The organism is Thauera aminoaromatica S2 (genome assembly GCF_000310185.1).
GTDB lineage: Bacteria > Pseudomonadota > Gammaproteobacteria > Burkholderiales > Rhodocyclaceae > Thauera > Thauera aminoaromatica.
In genome coordinates this window covers 1-20,001 of the sequence record NZ_AMXD01000074.1, presented here as the reverse complement: position 1 = coordinate 20,001, position 20,001 = coordinate 1, and the positions used below count along the sequence as shown (strand labels likewise).

Sequence of the window (20,001 nt, the reverse complement as noted above, 5' to 3'; positions counted from 1 at the left end):
CAATCGCGACTTGCGTCGCTCCCACGGAAACCGTCACGCCTGCGGTGCCGCGCCGCGATCGCGACTCGCGCCGCTCCCGCAAGACCCGCCGCGCTGCCCAGCCCGCGTCGTAGGAGCGACGCAAGTCGCGATCGGGCGGTCGAATTGCGCGGGCGCCTCCGGAGCGGTCGCAATCGCGACTTGCGTCGCTCCCACGGAAGCCGTCACGCCTGCGGTGCCGCGCCGCGATCGCGACTCGCGCCGCTCCCGCAAGACCCGCCGCGCCGCCGGGCCCGCGTCGTAGGAGCGACGCAAGTCGCGATCGGGCGGTCGAATTGCGTGGGCGCTCCCGGAGCGGCCGCAATCGCGACTTGCGTCGCTCCCACGGAAACCGTCACGCCTGCGGTGCCGCGCCGCGATCGCGACTCGCGTCGCTCCCGCAAGACCCGCCGCGCTGCCGGGCCCGCGTCGTAGGAGCGACGCAAGTCGCGATCGGGCGCGCCCGGTGCGGCGGGGCGCGGGATTTCACGCGCGCCGGCGCATCGTCTCGTTGGCGGCCTCGGCGGCCGGATGGAGCAGGCCGAGGCTGCGCAGGCGCGCGGCGCTCCAGCCGTGGCCGAGCAGGATCATGCGGGTGTCGAGTTCGGCCGCACGCGTCGGGGCGACGCTGGCGCCGAGGTCGTGCATGCGCTTGGTGCGCAGCGCGACCCAGCGCAGGGGGTGGCGGCGGGCGAGGGCGTGCCACAGCGCGTGCGCGCCGGCGGACTGGCGGGCGCCGCTGACCAGACAGAAGCCGCGCCCGAGCGCCCAGTCATACACCGCGCTGGCGATGCCGCGGCCCTGGTAGGCGGGGGCGTACTTGGAGTGCGGCGAGCGCACGTGGCGGTCGGTGCGGCGGTCGACCTCGATCAGGCGGTTGAAGACCGTGTAGCCGGCGAGGCGCCCACGCGCGACGTCTTCCACATAGACGTAGTGCTCGCCGTCGGCCTCGCGGTGGTGGAAGACCAGGTCGGGCAGCAGCGTGGGCAGGCGGGTGCAGGCGTGCAGGGCGTCGCCGGGGGTGTGGAGCCGGCCGTGGAGGGTGTCGAGTTCGGCCTCGATGGCAGTGTCGGGCGGGCTCACGTCGATGCGCAATTCCATGCGCGGCGGCCGCAGCATGCGACGCAGGACGGTAGCGAGCGCAGTGCCGAGCGCGGTGCGCAAGGCCACGGCCGGCCCGGCAACGAACGGCGGCGGCTGCGGGAAGGCCGGCACCGAGCGCGGTGAGAGGCTGGCGCGGTGGGAGAGCGGGGTGTGGCGGGCGGGCAGGCCGCGCAGGTGCAGGGCGAGAGTGTTCATGGCGCGTTCTCCCTTCAGCACGGCGAGGGGCCGGCCCACCAGCCGCTCATCAGGCCCTCGGGGCGCTGCGGCGCGCTCACCCGCGCGCTCGCCTCCCAGGCTTCCATCTGCACGTCGAGACCGGCGAACACGCCATAGCCGGTGCCGGCACGGATCGCCTCGCCCGCCGCCAGGCTCTCGCCGGCACGGATCGCGCCCGCAGCGGCGATCACGCCGCCGGCCTTGATGCCCCAGCCGGCCTCGAGGTGCATGCCGGAACGGATCGAGCCGCCCGCGGCGATGCCCTGTGCGGCGCGCAAGGTGTTCTCGACCTGGATGTCGCCGCCCGCCTGCAGGCCCTTGGCGCAGCGCACGCCCTCTTCGGCCTGCAGGTCGAGGCCGACGTACGCGTTGCCGGCGACGCGCATGCGCCCCCCGCAGCGCAGGTCCCAGCCGGTGCGCAGCTCGCCGTCGCAGCGCAGCTCGCCGGCGCAATCCACGCCCCAGCCCACGCGCAGGTCGCCGCCGACCTGGAGGCCGGCCTCGGCGCGCACGCTGCCTTCCACACGCAGGTCGGCGCCGATGTGGACTTCGCCACCCGCGCGCACCCCGGCACCGGCCTGCAGCGAGCGGCCGACACGCAGCACACCGTCGACGTCCACGCCGCCGCGCACCTCGAGGGTGCCGGCGAACACGATCGCGTCGGCCTCGATCGCGTCGACCACGCGCAACTCGTCGGTGGGGCCGAACTGCTCGAGCAGCCAGCAGGCGTCGCTGACGCGGCCGGCGGCGACCATCTCGTCGAGCATGGCCTGGTAGTCGCCGCCTTCGCCGAACTGGCGGACGAACCAGCGGAATCCATCGGTACAGGGCCGCTTCGCCCTGACGAAACTTCTTGTGAGAACCATCGCATCACCCTCGTGCATCGCATCGCCACGCGGCGGGCGTGGCGTTCCGGGTGCAGCCCCGTGGGGCAGTGCCGATGGCCGGGAGGGTCCGGATGGACCGCGGCCGGACCGTCAGTCTGGTCGATGGGCGGGACGTTGGAGAAAGACCCGCGGCGGCTGCACGTTGAACGGGAGGCGCGGCGTGCGCGTCCCGGGCAAGGTGCCGTGCGGGGGTGGGGCTCAGCCCCTTTGGTGGCCCCGCACGGCCTGGGAAAGCACGGCGGGAGACCCTGTTACCTTGAATGCGAGCTGGGTCGCGAGATCGCGCAGCGGCGACACGATGCCGCGCGCACGCACACGCACGCCCGCGCGCAACGCGGCGCGACGATGGGCGGAACGAAGGCGGGCGGGCAGGGTCATGCGGCGCTCGATCGGTGGAAAGAGGCGACATTGTAGGCCAGGAGGTGGGGCATTGTCCCCCCCGCCCGGTCCGCGCCGCCCCGGCTCGGCGGATTCGGCGCCGAAGATCGCGAATGCGCCGCTCCTTCGGCAAGGATGCATCCCGCGTCGCTCCGGGGCAGGTGACGCGGCGGCGGTGGCGACCGGGCCCATTTCCGATTACCTTGCCGGGCGATGAAGACTCCCGCCAATCCCATCTCCGCGAGCGGCCGCACGGCGCTTGCCCATTTCCGCGAGGCCGCACGATGAGCGGCCAGTTCCGCCTGCTGCGGGAGCGCCGCTTCCTGCCCTTCTTCCTGACCCAGTTCCTCGGCGCCTTCAACGACAACGTCTACAAGAACGCGCTGGTGGTGCTGATCACCTTCCAGGCCGCGCGTCTGGGGGCGGACTCGCCCGGGGTGCTGGTGAACCTCGCCGCGGGTGTCTTCATCCTGCCCTTCTTCCTGTTCTCGGCCACCGCCGGCCAGCTCGCCGACAAGTACGAGAAGAGCCGCCTGATCCGCGCCACCAAGCTGCTCGAGATCGCCGTGATGGCGCTTGCGGTGGTCGGCTTCGCCCTGATGTCGCTGCCGCTGCTGCTCGTCGTGCTGTTCCTGATGGGGGCGCAGTCGGCACTGTTCGGGCCGGTCAAGTACGCGATCATCCCGCAGCAGCTCGCCGACGACGAGCTGGTGGGCGGCAACGCGCTGGTGGAGGCGGCGACCTTCGTCGCCATCCTCGCCGGCACCATCGTCGGCGGCCTGCTGGTGGCGGGGGATGCCGGGCCCGGCCGTGTGGCGGTCGCGGTGCTCGCGATCGCGCTGCTCGGCTGGTGGTCCAGCCGCGCCATCCCGCCCGCGGCGGCGGCCGACCCCGGGCTGCGGGTGAACTGGAACCCGGTGACGCAGACGCGCGAGATGCTGCGCTTCATGCTCGAGGCGCGCGCGGTCTTCGTCGCCATCGTCGGCATCTCGTGGTTCTGGTTCTACGGTGCCGTGTTCCTGTCGCAGTTTCCCGGCTTCGCCGCGGATCATCTCCGCGGCGACGAGCGCGCGGTGACGCTGCTGCTGGCGCTGTTCTCGGTCGGCATCGGCGCGGGCTCGCTGTTGTGCGGGCGCCTGTCGCGCGGGCGGGTGGAGCCGCGCATGGTGCTGCCGGGGGCGATCGGGCTGAGCCTGTTCGCGCTCGACCTGTGGTGGGCGAGCCCGGCGGCGGGCGCCTTCCCGCCCGGCCAGGGGCTGGATACGCTGTTTGCCCGCGCCGAGGTGTGGCGGGTGGTGTTCGACCTCGTGATGATCGGGGTGTGCGGCGGCTTCTTCATCGTGCCGCTGTATGCGCTCGTGCAGCAGCGCTCCGCGCCGGCGCACCGCGCGCGCGTGATCGCCGGCAACAACATCCTCAACGCGCTCTTCATGGTTGCCGCCGCGGCGATGGGCATCGGGCTGCTGGCCGCGGGCTTCGCGGTGCCGCAGCTCTTCCTGGCCACGGCCTTGCTCAACGCGCTGGTCGCCGCGCTGCTGTTCGCCCGCGAGCCCGCCTTCCGCCAGCGCGGCGGCCCCCCGTAGGAGCGACGCGAGTCGCGATCGCAGCGCTCGATCGGCGAGGGCGCGAAAGTTCTGGGCGGCCTGATCGCGACTTGCGTCGCTCCCACAAAACCACCGCATCCGGTGCGAGCGGTAGGCGCGACGCAAGTCGCGATTCGAAAATGCGACCGCATCCGGTGTGAGCGGTAGGAGCGACGCGAGTCGCGATCGCGGCGCGGGCTGAGGCACGGCGCCGGCTGGAGGATCGGAGATCGCGGCTCGTGTCGCTGCTGCGCAGGATGCCGGCCCACGCTACATTCCCGCGCCGAAACGTGGAAAGATGCAGCCCATCCGTCCCAATGACGAGGACCCCCGCAATGAACCCCGCATCGCAAGCGACCCCTGGCGACCGTCCTTCCCCCGCTTCCTCTTCCGCCGGCAGCCCTGCGCCCCTCTTCCCGCGCACCCCGCTGCTCTCCGGCACCGATGTCGAGGCCAAGCGCGCCGAGCTGCTGCATTACTTCCACGCCACCTTCGACCGCTACGAGTCGCTGTTCGAGGTGCTCACCTGCGACGAGGCCTACTACCGGAAACCGATCAGCCTGCGCCACCCGCTGATCTTCTACTTCGGCCACACCGCCACCTTCTTCATCAACAAGTTCATGCTCGCCGGCCTGATCGAGCAGCGCATCGACCCGCGCCTGGAATCCATGTTCGCCGTCGGCGTCGACGAGATGAGCTGGGACGACCTCGACGACGCGCGCTACGACTGGCCGAGCGTGGCCGAAGTGGCCGCCTACCGGGGCAAGGTGCGCGCGGTGGTCGAGCGCGTGATCCGCGACACGCCCTTCACCTTGCCGATCGGCTGGAAGGACCCGTTCTGGGCGGTGGTGATGGGCATCGAGCACGAGCGCATCCACCTCGAGACCTCCTCGGTGCTGATGCGCCAGCACGCCCTGCAGTACGTGAAGCCGCATCCCGCCTGGCAGCCCTGCGCCGAGCATGGCGAGCCGCCCGCCAACGACCTGGTCGACATCCCCGCGGGCACGGTCACGCTCGGCCGCAGCTTCGACGAGCCGATCTACGGCTGGGACAACGAGTACGGCACGCACCGCGCCGAGGTGCCGGCCTTCCAGGCCGCCCGCCATCTGGTGACCAATCGCGAATACCTCGGCTTCGTCGAGGCCGGCGGCTACGCCGACGACAGCGTCTGGGACGAGGAGGGCCTGGGCTGGCGCAGGTTCGCCCGCGCCGAGCATCCGACCTTCTGGGTCCCCGACGCCGCGGGCTGGAAGCTGCGCCTGATGACCGAGGAAGTGCCGATGCGCTGGGACTGGCCGGTGGAGGTCAACTGTCTGGAGGCGCGCGCCTTCTGCCGCTGGAAAGCGCGCGAGACCGGCCAGCCGGTGCGCCTGCCCACCGAGGACGAGTGGAACCGCATCCACGACCACGCGGGCCTCGCCGATGTGCCGCACGACGCCCCCGCCAACGCCAACCTGCATCTGGACCACTGGGCCTCGAGCTGTCCGGTGACGCGCTTCGCCCACGGCGAGCTCTTCGACGTGGTCGGCAACGTCTGGCAATGGTGCGAGACCCCGACCTATCCCTTCGACGGCTTCGACGTGCACCCGATCTACGACGACTTCACCACGCCGACCTTCGATGACCGCCATGCCATCATCAAGGGCGGCAGCTGGATTTCCGCCGGCAACGAGTCGCGCCACGCCTCGCGCTACGCCTTCCGCCGCCATTTCTTCCAGCACGCGGGCTTGCGCTACGTCGTCAGCGAGGCGCCGGTTATCAACCCGGCCTCGAGCTACGAGACCGACACCCTGCTGTCGCAGTACGCCGAGTTCCACTACGGCGACGAGGCCTTCGGCGTGCCCAACTTCCCGAAGGCGCTCGCCGACATCGCGATCGCGGCCCAGCGCCGCTTCGGCAAGGGCCGCTTCGGCCGCGCGCTCGACCTCGGCTGCGCCACCGGTCGCGCCAGCTTCGAGCTGGCGCGCGCCTTCGAGCGCGTGGTCGGCATCGACTTCTCGGCGCGCTTCATCCAGGCTGGCGTCAAGCTCGCCGAGACCGGCGTGCTGCGCTACACGATGCCCGACGAGGGCGAGCTGGTCACCTACCACGAGCGCCGGCTCGACGCCCTCGGGCTGGCCGGGACCGCCGGCCGCGTCGAGTTCTGGCAAGGCGACGCGTGCAACCTCAAGGACGTGTTCACCGGCTTCGACCTCATCCTCGCCGCCAACCTGATCGACCGCCTGTACAGCCCGCGCCGCTTCCTCGCCGACGTGCCGCGGCGGCTCAAGCCCGGCGGCCTGCTGCTGCTCGCCTCGCCCTACACCTGGCTGGAAGAGCACACCAAGCGCGAGGAGTGGATCGGCGGCTTCAAGAAGGATGGCGAGTCGTACACGACCCTCGACGGGCTCAAGGACCTGCTCGCCACCGACTTCGAGCTGGTGCAGGGGCCGCAGGCGGTGCCCTTCGTGATCCGCGAGACACGGCGCAAGCACCAGCACACGCTGTCGGAGCTGACCGTCTGGAGGAAGCGCTCCTGAGCCTCCCCGCCGCGCTCGTCCGTCGTGCCATGCGGCGGGGCGCGGCCGGCTTGCAAGCCCACGACCGCGGGCTATGCTGGAAGCGTGACCCGCATGGCGGTGCTCCCGGAGGGCCGGGGATCGTCACCGGGCGAAGCGCCCACGGTGGCTTCCGCCGGCGTGGTTCATCGAGCCTGACATGAATCCCCTGGTCGATTCGATCCTGCGAGGTGGAGCGCTGGCCGTGCTGGCCTTGGCAGGCGGGTGCGCGCACGTGTGGGTCGATGCCGAGGGGCAGCGGCATTTGCTCGGCTGGATGCATCTGACCCTCCCGCCGGCGCAAGGCGCGGTCGCCGGGGAGACCTTGCGCGTGCAGACCCTGGGCCTGGGCTGGACTCGTGCCGAGGCGGGCAGCGCGCTCGTGCTGGGCTATGCGGACACCACGCTCGGATTCCTGCGCGATGGCGCCTGCCTCGCGCCCGCTGCAGATCGAACGGAGGTCGTCAGATGAGCACTCGCCGCGTTTCGATCCTCCTGTCGCTCGCGCTGATGGTCGCCGGCTGCGCGAGTCGACCGGACACCGTGGTCTTCGTGACCAAGAGCTCCCTCGGCGTGGACGTCGAGCAGACGCCGCCATCGGCCAGCATCGCCTACGATCGCGTCGAGGGTTATTTCGGCCCGCGCTACGAGAGCGGCGCGGTGCCGCCCGTGTTGGCGGTGTTCATGACCAACGGGCAGCTGCTCGATCGCCAGGTGAAGCAGCTCTACGCCACCGGCGACGCCGCCCGCGCGTTGCTCGCGCCCGCGGCGCCGCTGCCGTCCGATCCGGAGCAGGGGGGCGACTTCAAGCCGATGTTCTTCGGCAGCTCGACCACGGTGGGCCTGAAGATCGGCTACGAGGCCGGCGGCAGCACCTCCACCTTCACCCTCGGCTACAAGCGCAAGGAGCTGTCGGTGATCCCGGTGAACGCAGGCCGCTTCCCCTCGGTGCTGGCGACCCTGCAGACCGATGTCGACGCCCGCAGCGCGACCGACTCGCGCTTCGGCGCCGGGCAGCTGTTCGCGACCGGCGCCGCCGCGACCGCCCTCGCCGCGCGGCCGGAGGTCCGGGACGTCTTCCTGACCAAGGCCGACGCCGCGCTGAACGCCTATCGCAGCGAGGAACGCCAGCAGTCCCGGCACGCCCTGGTCACGCTGGGCTGCCTGGCCGCGCTGCCCGATGCGAAGCTGCCCGCGGTATGGCGGAACGCCGAGGCGCTGGGGGTCCTGGACCAGGAAGCCGGTGCCGGCGCGTTCGCCAGCCTGGGCCCGGATGCCGCGCGCGAGCGCTATACCCGCTACCTGGCGCTGCTGGACGCCGATTCCGCGGACGCCACGACGCGTCTGTCCCTGCACCGCCAGTACGTGTGCGGCCTTGCCGGGCGTTGATCCCCGAACCCGAAGGAGCGAGCCATGGAACGCATCATTCCCTGCACGGATTGCGCCGAGAAGACGCTCGACGTCGAGCAGCTCGGCTTCCGGGTCACCAGCTGCGATCCCCATCCCGAGCGGCCCGGGTTCTGCGTGCTGCGCTTCGAGGATCGCAGCGCCACGCCGGCGGCCGGGGCAAGCCTCGCAGCCCCCGCCGCAGCGGCGCGCGCGGGGAGGGGGGCGGTCGCCGGTGGCGTCACCGCCACCCAGGCGGCGGTCGCCAAGGCGATCGTCAACCTGTTCGAGACCGGGGAGGTGCTGGGCCAGTACGGGAAGGTGACGCTGATCCCGGGCGATACCGGCCACCTGACCTTCGGCCGATCGCAGACCACGCTCGGCTCGGGCAACCTCGCCAAGCTGCTGCAGCAATACTGCGCCAACCCCGGGGCACGCTTCGCCGGCCGGCTGGCGTCCTACCTGCCGCGCTTCCTGGCCATCGACGAGAGCCTCGACGACGATCCCCGCCTGCACAACGTGCTGCGTGCGACCGCCGACGATCCGGTGATGCGCGATACGCAGGATGCGTTTTTCGATCGGACCTACTGGGAGCCTGCGCTGCGCGCGGCCGCAAGCTTGGGCGTGCACACCCCGCTCGGCGTGGCGGTGGTGTACGACAGCGCCGTGCACGGCTCCTGGCTGGCGATGCGCGACCGCACCACGCGCGCGGTCGGCGAGCCCGCGGCGGTGGGCGAGCAGGCCTGGATCGACGCCTATGTGCGCACGCGACGAGCCTGGCTGGAGGGCCACGCGCGCGCCGACCTGCGCCAGACGGTGTATCGCATGGAAGCGTTCGGACGCCTCATCGACCAGGGCTTCTGGGGGCTCGAGATGCCGCTCGTGGTGCGCGGCAGGGAGATCTCGAGCGTGACGCTCGCCGCCTTGCCGCCCGGCTGCTACGACGGGCCGCAGCCGGGTTCGCGCCCCTTGACGCTGGCGACCCCGCTGGCGCGCGGGCTGGATGTCCGCCTGCTGCAGCTCGGCCTGTCCGACCGGGGCGTGGACATCCTCGCCGATGGCATCTTCGGGCGGACCAGCTTCAACCTGCTCAAGGCCTGGCAGGCGCAGCACGGGCTGGCGGCCACCGGCATCGCGGACCCCGCCCTGATCGGCGAGTTGACGGCCTGAGGGGGCGGGTCGATGAAGCGCGCGAAGACGCTGTGGATGGTGGCGCTGGCCGTGCTGCTGCTCGTGGCCGGCCTGTACGCGGGCGAAAGGCGCGGCGTGCCGGCGCCAGCGCCGGCTCCGGCCCGCACTGCGGTCGAGGAGATCGTCCTGGTCGCGAACGAGGTCGTGGAGGCCTTTGTGCGACGCGACGGCGAACGCCTCGCGGGCAGGGCGCATCCGCACAAGGGCGTGCGCTTCTCGCCCTATGCCTACGTCGATGTCGAGGAGGATCGCGTCTTCCTGCCCGCACAGCTGCGCCACTTCTGGGACGACGCCACGGTCCACGTGTGGGGCCATGCCGACGGCAGCGGCGAGCCGATCGCCTTGACGGCCGCGCAGTATGTCGAGCGCTTCGTGCTCGACCGCGACTATCGCGGGGCGGGCAGCATCGGTGTGAATGTCGACCAGCAGCGCGGCAACACTGCCGACAACGCTGCCCAAGCGTATCCGCAGGGAACACGGGTGGAGTACTACGTCGAGCCCGCGCCGGGTGGCGGGGCCGCGGCCTTCGACTGGAGCGCCTTGCGCCTGGTCTTCGAGCAGGTGGACGGACGCTGGCTGCTGGTGGGGGTCATCCACGACCAATGGACGACCTGATCGGGCCTGGAATCCGCTTGTCGGGGCGCATCGACGGCCTATATTGAAGGGTATCCCGCATGGGCGTCACCGTCCTGCGGGCGCACCCAGGACAGGAAGGAGGGCTGCAAGATGAACGGAACGACCGAAAAACGCGAACCCGACGAGCAGGAGATCGACGTGTGCGACCGCCCGGTCCAGGAGACCGAGGCGACGCCCGACGAAGACCTTCCCGCCGCCGAAGGGGGGGTAGCCTGACATGCCATTCCAGCTGACATGGTTGCCGGTCGTTCTGAGGGACGCCGGCTTGAAGGTCGCGGAGGTCGATGGCTGGCCGAACCGCGGACGGAGCGAAATGGGTGTCGTCAAGGGCGTGATCTGCCATCACACCGCCGGTCCGCGGAGCGGAAACATGCCCAGCCTCGGGGTACTCAAGAACGGGCGTGCCGATCTGGCGGGGCCGCTGGCGCAGCTCGGTCTCGGGCGGGACGGCACGTTCTACGTGATCGCCGCGGGAAGGGCCAATCACGCGGGGCGGGGCGAGTGGAAGGGCATCACTGACGGCAACGGCAGCTTCATCGGCATCGAGGCCGAGAGCACCGGAATCGGTGATCCGACCAAACCCGGGTTCGAACCCTGGCCCGAGGTGCAGCTCGACGCCTATCGTCGCGGCGTGGCCGCCATCCTGGCGCATCTCGGCCAGGATGCCGGGATGTGCTGCGGTCACAAGGAATATGCGCTGCCGAAAGGGCGCAAGAGCGACCCGCACACGCTCGACATGGAGCGTTTCCGCAGCGAGGTCGCGGCCCTCATGAGCGGCGCGGCTGCGCCCGTGCCCTCGATCCCGCGCAAGGATGCGGAGGATCGACCCACCATCCGGCGCGGCGCGACGGGCAATCCGATCTTTCTGGTGAAGGAAGTCCAGCGCAAGCTCGGCTTCGGCGCACAGCAGGTGGATGGCGCCTTCGGCCCCCTGACCGAGGCGGCGATGCGGCGCTTCCAGCGCGCGCACGGCCTGGTGCCGGACGGCATCGTCGGTCCGCGGACCTGGAAGGCGCTCGACACCGTGGCGATCGGCCCCTGATGTCTGCCGACCCGGTTTCCGTCGCGGGCATCGACGGGCCCGCCGCCCTGCGGGACCGTGCCCTCGGTGCCCTGCTCGGAGCCTTCATCGGCGACGCGCTGGCGCTCGGCCCGCACTGGTACTACGACCTCGACGAGCTGCGCGCGCGCTACGGGCCGTGGATCACCGGCTATACCGCGCCCATGCCCGACCACTACCATGCGGGCATGAAGGCGGGCGAATCCTCGCAGGCCGGCGTGCTGCTGAGGCTCACGATGGAGTCGCTGGCCGAATGCGGCGGCTACGACGAGGCCGACTTCTGCCGCCGCATGGACGAGGATTTCTTTCCACGACTCGACGGCACGCCGATGCAGGGGCCCGGCGGCTACACCAGCCAGTCGATCCGCGAGGCCTGGCGCAAGCGCATCCGGCAGGGCCTGCCCTGGGGCCGGGTGGCCGGCAACGCCGACACCACCGAGGCCGCCGAGCGCACGCTGGCGATCGCGGTGCGCTACGCCCTCGACCCCGCCGCACTCGCCGATGCCGTCACCCGCAACACGGTGCTGACCCAGACCGACGGCACCGTGGTGGCGATGACCGTCGCCTTCGGCGCGGTGCTCGGCATGCTGGTCGAGGGCCACAAGTTCGACGCGGCAATCTCGGCCAAGCTGATGGCGCGGGTGAAATCCGGCGCGCTGCCCTTTCACACCGTGACCTCGGGAAACCTCCAGGCGCCGCGCCCCGGTGCCGCCGAGGCCCCGACCGCCGGCCGCTTCCCGTCGCCGGATGCGCTGCTCACGCAGTCGTCGATCGCGCGCGCGGCGCACGACCCGGACGTGCGCATCGAGCCGGCGTGGAAGGTCGCGCTGGTGTATGGCATGCCCTGCGCGGTGTATCACCAGTTTCCGGCGGCGTATTACCTCGCGGCGCGCTTCGCCGACGACTTCGAGTCGGCGGTGCTGCATGCGCTCAATGGCGGCGGGCAGAACCTCGCGCGCACCATGCTGACCGGTGCGCTGGTGGGGGCGCAGGTCGGTCTGGCGGGGATCCCCGCGCGCTTCGTGAAGGGGCTGGTGGATCACGCGGCGCTGCTTGCGCTGGCGGGACGGATCGGGCCGGGCCGGGTCTTGTAGGCGCGACGCAAGTCGCGATGCATGGCGTGCCGATACCCGCCACGCCGGGCTCCTCCGCCGCTGTCCGCCGCACCGCGCTCCTTCGTGCCGCCGCAAGATCCGCTCACGATCCGGGGGGCTGCGAGGCGTCGTCGCCCGCCCCCGGCCTGCGATAATGCAGGCGTCGATGTCGGGCGCGCTTCCGCGTCCGCACGCCGAACCACGAGGACCGCCCCGATGACCCCGATCCGCGCCGCCGCGCTCGCTCTTGTCCTGACCTGCGCCGTGCCGGCCGCGCATGCGCTGGACGACCTCCGCCCCGGCCTGTGGGAGTTCCGCTCCACCCGCCTGAGCTTGGCCGGCCTGCCCGACATGGCGGCGCAGATGGGCATGCTGCAGCAACACATCAAGGGCCTGCCGGCCGACACCCGGCGCATGCTGGAGCAGCAGATGCAGCAGCGCGGGGTGAGCCTGGGCGCGGACGGCAGCGTGCGCAGCTGCATCACACCCGCGCAGGCGCGCCAGGACAACGTCTTCGCCGGCAAGGTCGAGGGCAACTGCACGCTGACGCGGGTCGAGCGTAGCGGCAACACCATCCGCGGCAGCCTGCGCTGCACCGATCCGGACGCCGAGGGCGATTTCCACGCGCGCGTCGAAGGCCCGGAGCATTTCACGACCCGCGTGAAGCTCGCCTCGGTGCGCGGCGACCTCGATCTCGAGACGGATGCGCGCTGGCTCGGTGCGGGCTGCGGGGCGGCGGCGGTCGCGCCGAAGCCGGCGCGTTAGCGCGCTGCTGACGGAAATCCGCGCTCGCCTTTTGCGTGCGAGCGTGATGGATTGCGGCCACACCGCGCTTTCATGCTACGCGTTGCGGGGCGTATGAGGGATGATTCCAGGAAGGACGGAGACCCACTGCCTGCGAGCCTGGAACCATGAAAAGTCATCTCGCCGAAGACATCCGCATCGCCAGCCCGCGTTTTCACCTGCCCACCCGCGACGGACTCTATGCACCGATCGCCTTCCTGTTCGTGACCGAGCGGATGCGCGACGACATCCTGAACGAGCGCTCGCTGCTCGTCGCGTCCCTGCCCCCGGCCCTGCGCGCACGCCAGCAGAAGCTCTTCGATCGCTACGACCCGGTGGCGGGGGCACGCAGCTTCACCGAGCTGCTCGAGCTCTATCGCTACCCCTTCGCCGGCTCGCATTGAGCGGATCCACGCCGCTGCCGCCGCGCACGCAGCGTGTGCGGCGGGATCTTTTTTCCGCTTCCATGGTCGTTCAGACGGACGCGCCGGCCTGCCGCCCGCGTCGACAGCTTTCCGAGCCCGCGTGGTGCGGGACGGACATCGATTTCGACCGTACGACGGAGCCATGAAGAGTCATCTCGCCGAGAACATCCAGATCGCCCACCCCCGTTATCACCTTTCGTCCGACGACGGCCTGTACCGGCCGATCCCCTTCCTGTTCGTGAGTCCGCGGATGCGCGACGACATTCTCGACGAGCGCGAGATGCTGCTGTCGGCACAGCCCGCGGCGCTGCACGAGCGCCAGCAAAAGCTGTTCGCCAGCTACGACCCCGCGGTCAGCATGGAGGCCTTCCGCCAGCTGCTGCGCCTGTACGGCTACCCGTTCAACAACCGGCGCTGAGTCGGCGTCGAGCCGACGGCAGCCGCCCGCTCAGCGCGCGAGCCGCCAGGCATGGCCCTGACGTTCGCCGGCTTCGAGCGCGCGGGCGAGATTGGGAAAGTCCAGTCCGGTGCGCGCCTGCAGGGCGTGGGCTTGGCTGCGCATCCAGTTCCAGCGCGGCGTGAAGGCGGGATCGCGGAAGGCGAACAGGATGTGGTTGCCGTCCTCGCGCACCGGTATCGCGATCACGCGTTCGTCGAAGATCTCGAGCAGGCGGGCGACGTGGGGGGCGAAGGATTCGCGTGCGCCGGCGAGGTTCATGACCAGCACACCGTGCCCGCCCAGGTGACGGAAGGCGTTGGCGTGGAAATCGGTGTCGAGCAGGGTGTGGGCGACGCCCTCGGCGCCGAAGGCGTCGATCAGCAGCACGTCGCTGCGCGTCTGCGTTTCGCCCAGCCAGCGCACGCCGTCGGCGTGGAGGACGCGAAAGCGCGCGTCGTCGGCGGGCACGCCGAAGTGTCGGCGCAGGGCGATCACGTCGGCGTCGATCTCCACCACGGTCAGCTCGGCCGCCGCCAGATGGCGGTGGCAGAAGTTGGCCAGCGAGCCCCCGCCGAGGCCGATCATGCCGATCCGGCGTGGGCGCGGATTGAACAGCAGGAAGGCCATCATCGCGCGTGCATAGGCGAGCACGAGCGCGCTGGGATTGGCGATGTCCATCACGCTCTGCACGTAGCCGAGGCTGAAGTGCAGCGCGCGCAGGCCGCCATTCTCGAGCACGAAGGGCTTGCCGTAGTCGCCTGCGACGAGGCGGGCGGCGAGCGCGGCGGCGTCGCTCCCGGGCGGCTCGAGCAGGCGCACCACGCCGGGCTCGGCGGGGAAGGGGCTCGGGAACTCGAGGAGGCTGTGCATCGGATCGGCGGCTGCGCGGCGCGCCCGCTCCGGGACGCGCCTGGCATCCGGCCGGGGTGGCGCCGCTCGGGGCGTGGCCCGGCTCAGTCCCAGATGCCCGGCGTGAGCTTGCTGCGGATCTCGGGGTACGCGCGGGCGTCGAAGGTGGGCAGCTTGCCGGCGGCGCGCTGGGCGTTGTAGTCCTTCGCCAGCTTCACCACCAGGCCCGAGAGCAACAGGATGGCGACGAGGTTGGTGATCGCCATCAGGCCCATCGCCACGTCGGCGAAGTTCCACACGAAGGGCAGCGAGCCGATCGCGCCGAACATCACCATGGCCAGCACGATCAGGCGGAAGATCAGCAGGCCCGCGGGGTGGTTGTGCTCGATGAACACCAGGCAGTTCTCGGCGTAGAAGTAGTTGGCGACGATCGAGGTGAAGGCGAAGAACAGCACCACGACGGCGAGGAAGTACTTGCCCCAGCCGCCCACTTCGCTGGTCAGGGCGTTCTGCACCAGGCCGACGCCGGTGCCTTCGACCGGACCGGCGAGCAGGATGATGGCGGCGGACGCGGTGCAGATCAGGATCGTGTCGATGAACACGCCGGCCATCTGCACGTAGCCCTGCGAGGCCGGGTGCGGCGGGTAGGGCGTGGCCGCGGCGGCGGCGTTGGGCGCCGAGCCCATGCCGGCCTCGTTGGAGAACAGGCCGCGCTTGAAGCCGTTGAGGATGGCCGCGCCGATGCCGCCGGCGGCGGCTTCGTGGAAGCCGAAGGCGCTCTTGACGATCATGGCCAGCACGCCCGGCACCTCGCCGAGGTTGACGAGGAGAATGCCGACCGCCACCACCAGGTAACCGACCGCCATGAAGGGCACGGCGAGCTCGGAGAAGCGCGCGATCGAGCGCAGGCCGCCGAAGATGATCACCGCGGTGAGCACGGTGACCGCCACGCCGACCACCAGCGCCGCGACGGCGACCTCGTTGCCGCCCAGCGTGAAGCTGCCCATGTCGAGCTCGAAGGCGCCGACCATCGCGCCGGCGATCGTGTTCGACTGCACCGAGTTGAAGGCGAAGCCGAAGGCGATGATCAGGAAGATCGAGAACATCGTGCCCGCCCAGCGCTGGCCGAGACCTTTCTCCATGTAGTAGGCGGGGCCGCCGCGGAACTGCCCCTTGTCGTCGCGCTGCTTGAAGAGCTGCGCGAGCGTGGCCTCGGCGAAGCCGGTGGCCATGCCCACGAGCGCGATCACCCACATCCAGAAGATCGCGCCCGGGCCGCCGAGCGTGATCGCCACCGCCACGCCGGCGATGTTGCCGGTGCCCACGCGCGCAGCGAGCGAGGTGCACAGGGCCTGGAAGGACGAGATGCCGGAGGCGTCGGACTGGCGGCTGCCGCGCAGCACCGTGAAGGTGTGGCCGAAGTGGCGCAACTGGATGAAGCCCAGGCGCAGGGTGAAATAGATGCCGGTGCCGACCAGCAGCCAGATCAGGATCTTGCCCCAGAGCAGGCCGTTGAGCAGGTCGACGACCTGGTTGGCGAATGCTTCCATGTTTGGTCTCCAGCCGCGGGTGGCGGCGTTTCGTCATGAAGCCCGGATCGCGGGCGGAAAAAGCGAGGGCGCGATTCTAGCGTGCGCATCGGCGATCTCCGCGCTTTTCGCCGCTATCATCGCGGCATCGGTCGTCGTCGCGACACCGTCCGCAGCTTCATGCTGCAGGCGTGGCAACGCGCCGGCACGGCCCCCGAATCCAGGAATCCGATGATGCGCTCGTTCCCTTCGTGCGGGTGGCGTATACGCCTTGCCCGCGTTCGCCTTGCCCGCGTTCTGGCCGCTGCGGCGGCCTGCGTTGCCCTGCCGGTCGCGGCGCTGGAACTGCCGCGCGAGCGCGCGGTGGCGGGCGGGGTCGCCCTGGTCGAACTCGGACCCGCACTGGTCGCGCCCCAGGCCAGCCTGGACGGCGTGCCGGTGCTGGTCGCCGGGCGCCCGGGCGGGTGGACCGCGGTGGTGGGCATTGCGCTCGAAGCCGAGCCGGGCAGCGTGGACCTGGAGGTGCGCGCGGAAGGCGAGCCGCCGCGCCGGGTGCCGGTCGCGGTGGGGCCGGTGCGCTACGCCGAGCAGCGCCTGAAGGTGGCGCCGGGCAAGGTCGACCTGTCGCCCGCCGACCTCGCCCGCCACGAGCGCGAGCGCCTGCGCTCGGCCGAGATCGTCGCCACCTGGAGCACGCTCGATCCCGGCAGCCTGCGCATGCTGCAGCCGGTACCGGGGCGGCGCTCGGGCTCCTTCGGGCTGCGCCGGGTGTTCAACGACCAGCCGCGCAAGCCGCATGGCGGCATGGACATCGCCGCGCCCACGGGCACCCCGGTGGTGGCCGCCGCGGCGGGCCGGGTGATCGACACCGGCGACTACTTCTTCAACGGCAACACGGTATGGCTCGACCATGGCCGCGGCCTGCTCACCATGTATTGCCACCTGTCCTCGATCGCGGTGAAGGCGGGCGACACGGTGAAGGCCGGCGCACGCATCGGCGCGGTGGGCGCCACCGGGCGCGTCACCGGCCCGCACCTGCACTGGTCGGTGATGCTCAACCGCAGCATGGTCGACCCGGCGCTCTTTCTGCCCGGCGGCGGCTAGACGCCTCGAAGCGGGTTGCAGCGCGCTTGCCGCAGCGCAACAATGCGGACATTCTTCTGTCTGCGTGCACCGGCCCGGCCGCGATCGCACGCCTCCACGCCATGAACCACGCTCCCGCCGCCGATGCCGCCACCCGCGGCCGCCATGCCGGCCTGCGCCTCGCCTTTCCGCTCATCGCCCTCACCGTGCTGGTGGGCGGCGTGGGTGCCTTCGGCTACCGCTCGCTGAGCGAGGAGATCCGCCGCGAGACCCAGCGCACGCTGGCGGTCATCGCCGAGCAGAAGCGCCAGCACATCGAAGGCTGGCTCGCCGAGGCGCGCGTGGATGTGCGGATGGTCTTCACCGGCCATTCGCAGCTCGAGGCCTTGTTCGAGGCCTGGCTGGACGGCGGCCGCCGCGACGATGCGGCGTTCGCGCGCATGCGGGCGCTCGTCGAGGAGCTCGCCCGCCTGCGCGGCTGGCAGGGCGTGGCCCTGCTCGACGCCGACGGCGCGCCTGCGCTCGCGGTCGGCAGCCCCGACCTCTTGGCCCATGCCGAACTGATCGCCGACGTGCTGCGGCAGCCGCGCGTCGAGCTCGTCGACCTGCACCAGGACGCCCGGGGGCGCACGCATTACGGCGTGCTCGCGCCGGTGGGCGCGCCGTCGCGCGGTGTGGCCTACCTGACCTGGGAGGCCGAGACCGCGCTGTATCCGATGGTCGAGGCCTGGCCGGTGCCCACGCGCAGCGCCGAGACTTACCTGGTGCGGCGCGAGGGCGAGGGCGTGCGCTTCCTGACCCCGCTGCGCCATCAGGCCGATGCGGCGCTCGCGCTCGAGCGCCCGCTCGCCACTCCCGATCTGCCGGCCGCGCGCGCGGCGCTCGGCGAGCGCGGCATCCTCTCCGGCGGGCGCGACTACCGCGGAGTGCCGGTACTGGCCTACGCCGCCGCGGTCGAGGGCACGCCCTGGCTGATGCTCGCCGAGATCGACGAGCGCGAGGCCTACTCGGGCATCCGCACGCTGACCTGGGGCATGGGCGTGGTGATGGCGCTCGGCCTCATGCTGGTGTACTCGGGCGGCTACCTGGTGTGGCGGCGCGACCGCGAGCAGCGCGAGCGCGCCACCCTGCAGGCCCGCCAGATCGCCGAGGCGCGCTTTCGGGTGATCTTCGAGCAGGCGCCGCTGGGCGTGGTGCTGCTCGACCCGCGCACGCGGCGGATCACCGAGGCCAACCCGCGCTTCGCCGCGATCGTCGGCCGCAGCGTCGGCGAGCTGGTCGGCGTCGACCCGATCGCGCTCACTCATCCGGACGACGTCGCCGAGAGCCTGCGCCAGCTCGGCCGCCTCGACGCCGGGCGCATCGCCGGCTACCGCCTCAACAAGCGCTACCTGCGCCCGGACGGCACGCCGGTGTGGGTGAGCCTGGCCTTCGCGCCGGTGCAGGTGGCCTCGGAGGACGCACCGCGCTACCTCGGCATCGTCGAGGACATCTCCGCGCGCATCGAGATGGAGGAGCGCCTGCGCGAGGCCTCGGCCGCGGCTGCCGCGGCCAACGCCGCCAAGAGCGAGTTCCTCGCCCACATGAGCCACGAGATCCGCACGCCGATGAACGCGGTGCTCGGCCTCGCCCAGGTCCTCGAGCGCGAGCCGCTCGCGCCTGCGCAGCGCGACATGGTCGGGCGCATCCGCGGCGCCGGCGCTTCGCTGCTGGCGATCCTCGACGACGTGCTCGACCTCTCCAAGATCGAGGCCGGCCAGCTGCGCATCGAGCCGCGGCCCTTCGACCTGCGCGCGCTGCTCGCCAATCTCGACAGCCTGATGGGCCAGGCCGCGCGTGCGAAGGGGCTGGCGCTGCGCATCGAGCCGCCGGCGCTGCCGCCCGGGCAGCTGCGCGGCGATGGGCTGCGCATCGAGCAGATCCTCATCAACCTGGTCAGCAACGCGATCAAGTTCACCGAGCGTGGCGAGGTTTCCCTGCGCGTGCGCGCCGACGAGGTGGGGGATGTGCGACTGCGCCTGCGTGCGGAGGTGCGCGACACCGGCATCGGCATCGCGCCCGAGGCGCAGGCGCGCCTGTTCGCCCCCTTCACCCAGGCCGATGCCGGCATCGCGCGGCGCTTCGGCGGCACCGGGCTGGGCCTGTCGATCTGCAAGCGCCTGGTCGAGCTGATGGGGGGCGCGATCGGTGTGCATAGCCAGCCCGGGCTGGGCAGCACCTTCTGGTTCGAGCTGCCGCTGGAGCGGGTTGCCGGCGGCGAGCCGGCGAGCGTCGGAGTGGTCGCGGCGCCGGAAGGCGATCGCGCGGCCGGGCCGCGGCTGGCCGGCATGCAGGTGCTGGTGGTGGACGACAGCGCGATGAACCGCGATCTGGTGCAACGCGCGCTGGCGCTGGAGGGCGCGTGCGCCACCCTCGCCGCCGACGGCCAGCAGGCCATCGAGTTGCTGCGTGGCCGGCCGCAGGCCTTCGACGCGGTGCTGATGGACGTGCAGATGCCGGTGCTCGACGGCCTCTCCGCCACCCGCCGCATCCGCGACGAGCTCGGCCTCGCCGCGCTGCCCGTGATCGCCTTCACCGCCGGCGTGGGCGAGGATCAGCAGGCCGCCGCGCGCGCCGCCGGCGCCGACGACGTGCTGCCCAAGCCGATGGACCTGGAGCAGATGACGCAGCTGCTGATGCGCTGGGTAATGCCGCAGTCGGCTGCGGGCCTGGCCGAAGCGACGCCCGCGGCCGGCGCGGGTGATCGGCCTGCGCACGCGGTCGCTGCCGCACCCATGCCGGCCGCCGCGCCCGTGTCCCCGCC

Annotated in this window: 19 protein-coding genes; 14 read left to right on the top strand and 5 right to left on the bottom strand. The window is 71.6% G+C overall.

Annotated features, from left to right (window positions below; translation table 11 throughout):
* Nucleotides 1-504: 504 nt before the first annotated feature.
* The 3 genes from C665_RS12115 to C665_RS20295 form a co-directional block, all read right to left on the bottom strand.
* Complete coding sequence (locus C665_RS12115; protein WP_040829151.1) at nt 505-1,317, bottom strand: GNAT family N-acetyltransferase; 813 nt, start codon at nt 1,315-1,317, stop codon at nt 505-507.
* A 14-nt stretch (nt 1,318-1,331) separates the two neighbouring features.
* Nucleotides 1,332-2,204, bottom strand: coding sequence for a hypothetical protein (locus C665_RS12110; protein WP_004311298.1), 873 nt, complete (start codon nt 2,202-2,204; stop codon nt 1,332-1,334).
* Nucleotides 2,205-2,423: 219 nt separating this feature from the next.
* Nucleotides 2,424-2,603, bottom strand: coding sequence for a hypothetical protein (locus tag C665_RS20295; protein ID WP_012586022.1), 180 nt, complete (start codon nt 2,601-2,603; stop codon nt 2,424-2,426).
* A 284-nt stretch (nt 2,604-2,887) separates the two neighbouring features.
* Here C665_RS20295 and C665_RS12105 point away from each other — a divergent pair, with 284 nt between their 5' ends.
* The 12 genes from C665_RS12105 (at nt 2,888) to C665_RS12055 (ending at nt 13,716) form a co-directional block, all read left to right on the top strand.
* Nucleotides 2,888-4,186, top strand: a complete 1,299-nt coding sequence (locus tag C665_RS12105; RefSeq protein ID WP_004311296.1) for an MFS transporter — start codon at nt 2,888-2,890, stop codon at nt 4,184-4,186.
* A gap of 335 nt (nt 4,187-4,521) precedes the next feature.
* Nucleotides 4,522-6,705 (top strand): 5-histidylcysteine sulfoxide synthase, encoded by a 2,184-nt coding sequence (gene ovoA / locus C665_RS12100; RefSeq protein ID WP_004311294.1) that lies wholly within the window; start codon nt 4,522-4,524, stop codon nt 6,703-6,705.
* A 178-nt stretch (nt 6,706-6,883) separates the two neighbouring features.
* Nucleotides 6,884-7,195 (top strand): hypothetical protein, encoded by a 312-nt coding sequence (locus tag C665_RS12095; RefSeq protein WP_004311293.1) that lies wholly within the window; start codon nt 6,884-6,886, stop codon nt 7,193-7,195.
* Nucleotides 7,192-8,112: a hypothetical protein gene (locus tag C665_RS12090; protein ID WP_004311291.1), complete on the top strand. Its 921-nt coding sequence runs from the start codon at nt 7,192-7,194 to the stop codon at nt 8,110-8,112. Before C665_RS12095 ends, C665_RS12090 begins: the two co-directional genes overlap by 4 nt.
* 24 nt (nt 8,113-8,136) lie before the next feature.
* A complete protein-coding gene (locus C665_RS12085) occupies nt 8,137-9,279 on the top strand; it encodes a chitosanase (RefSeq protein WP_004311289.1) in 1,143 nt (380 codons plus the stop codon).
* Nucleotides 9,280-9,291: 12 nt separating this feature from the next.
* Nucleotides 9,292-9,915: a hypothetical protein gene (locus tag C665_RS12080; protein WP_004311287.1), complete on the top strand. Its 624-nt coding sequence runs from the start codon at nt 9,292-9,294 to the stop codon at nt 9,913-9,915.
* Between the two features lie 111 nt (nt 9,916-10,026).
* The gene (locus tag C665_RS21295; RefSeq protein ID WP_004311285.1) at nt 10,027-10,152 is read left to right on the top strand and encodes a hypothetical protein; all 126 of its coding nucleotides are present in this window, start codon (nt 10,027-10,029) and stop codon (nt 10,150-10,152) included.
* A gap of 1 nt (nt 10,153) precedes the next feature.
* Entirely contained in the window at nt 10,154-10,978 is an 825-nt protein-coding gene (locus C665_RS12075; protein WP_012586020.1) for a peptidoglycan recognition protein family protein, read from the top strand.
* Entirely contained in the window at nt 10,978-12,090 is a 1,113-nt protein-coding gene (locus tag C665_RS12070; RefSeq protein ID WP_004311281.1) for an ADP-ribosylglycohydrolase family protein, read from the top strand. Before C665_RS12075 ends, C665_RS12070 begins: the two co-directional genes overlap by 1 nt.
* Before the next feature lie 216 nt (nt 12,091-12,306).
* Complete coding sequence (locus C665_RS12065) at nt 12,307-12,855, top strand: DUF3617 domain-containing protein (protein ID WP_004311279.1); 549 nt, start codon at nt 12,307-12,309, stop codon at nt 12,853-12,855.
* Nucleotides 12,856-13,001: 146 nt separating this feature from the next.
* Nucleotides 13,002-13,277, top strand: a complete 276-nt coding sequence (locus C665_RS12060; RefSeq protein ID WP_004311278.1) for a hypothetical protein — start codon at nt 13,002-13,004, stop codon at nt 13,275-13,277.
* A 163-nt stretch (nt 13,278-13,440) separates the two neighbouring features.
* Complete coding sequence (locus C665_RS12055; RefSeq protein ID WP_004311276.1) at nt 13,441-13,716, top strand: hypothetical protein; 276 nt, start codon at nt 13,441-13,443, stop codon at nt 13,714-13,716.
* Between the two features lie 30 nt (nt 13,717-13,746).
* Here the strand turns inward: C665_RS12055 and C665_RS12050 are convergent, their stop codons facing one another.
* Entirely contained in the window at nt 13,747-14,607 is an 861-nt protein-coding gene (locus C665_RS12050; protein ID WP_004311274.1) for a fused MFS/spermidine synthase, read from the bottom strand.
* A gap of 83 nt (nt 14,608-14,690) precedes the next feature.
* Nucleotides 14,691-16,136, bottom strand: coding sequence for an alanine/glycine:cation symporter family protein (locus tag C665_RS12045; RefSeq protein ID WP_004311272.1), 1,446 nt, complete (start codon nt 16,134-16,136; stop codon nt 14,691-14,693).
* Between the two features lie 213 nt (nt 16,137-16,349).
* Here C665_RS12045 and C665_RS12040 point away from each other — a divergent pair, with 213 nt between their 5' ends.
* A complete protein-coding gene (locus C665_RS12040) occupies nt 16,350-17,219 on the top strand; it encodes a peptidoglycan DD-metalloendopeptidase family protein (protein WP_144312233.1) in 870 nt (289 codons plus the stop codon).
* A 101-nt stretch (nt 17,220-17,320) separates the two neighbouring features.
* Nucleotides 17,321-20,001 (top strand): PAS domain-containing hybrid sensor histidine kinase/response regulator (locus C665_RS12035; RefSeq protein WP_040829149.1); only part of this gene is annotated, 2,681 nt, incomplete at its 3' end.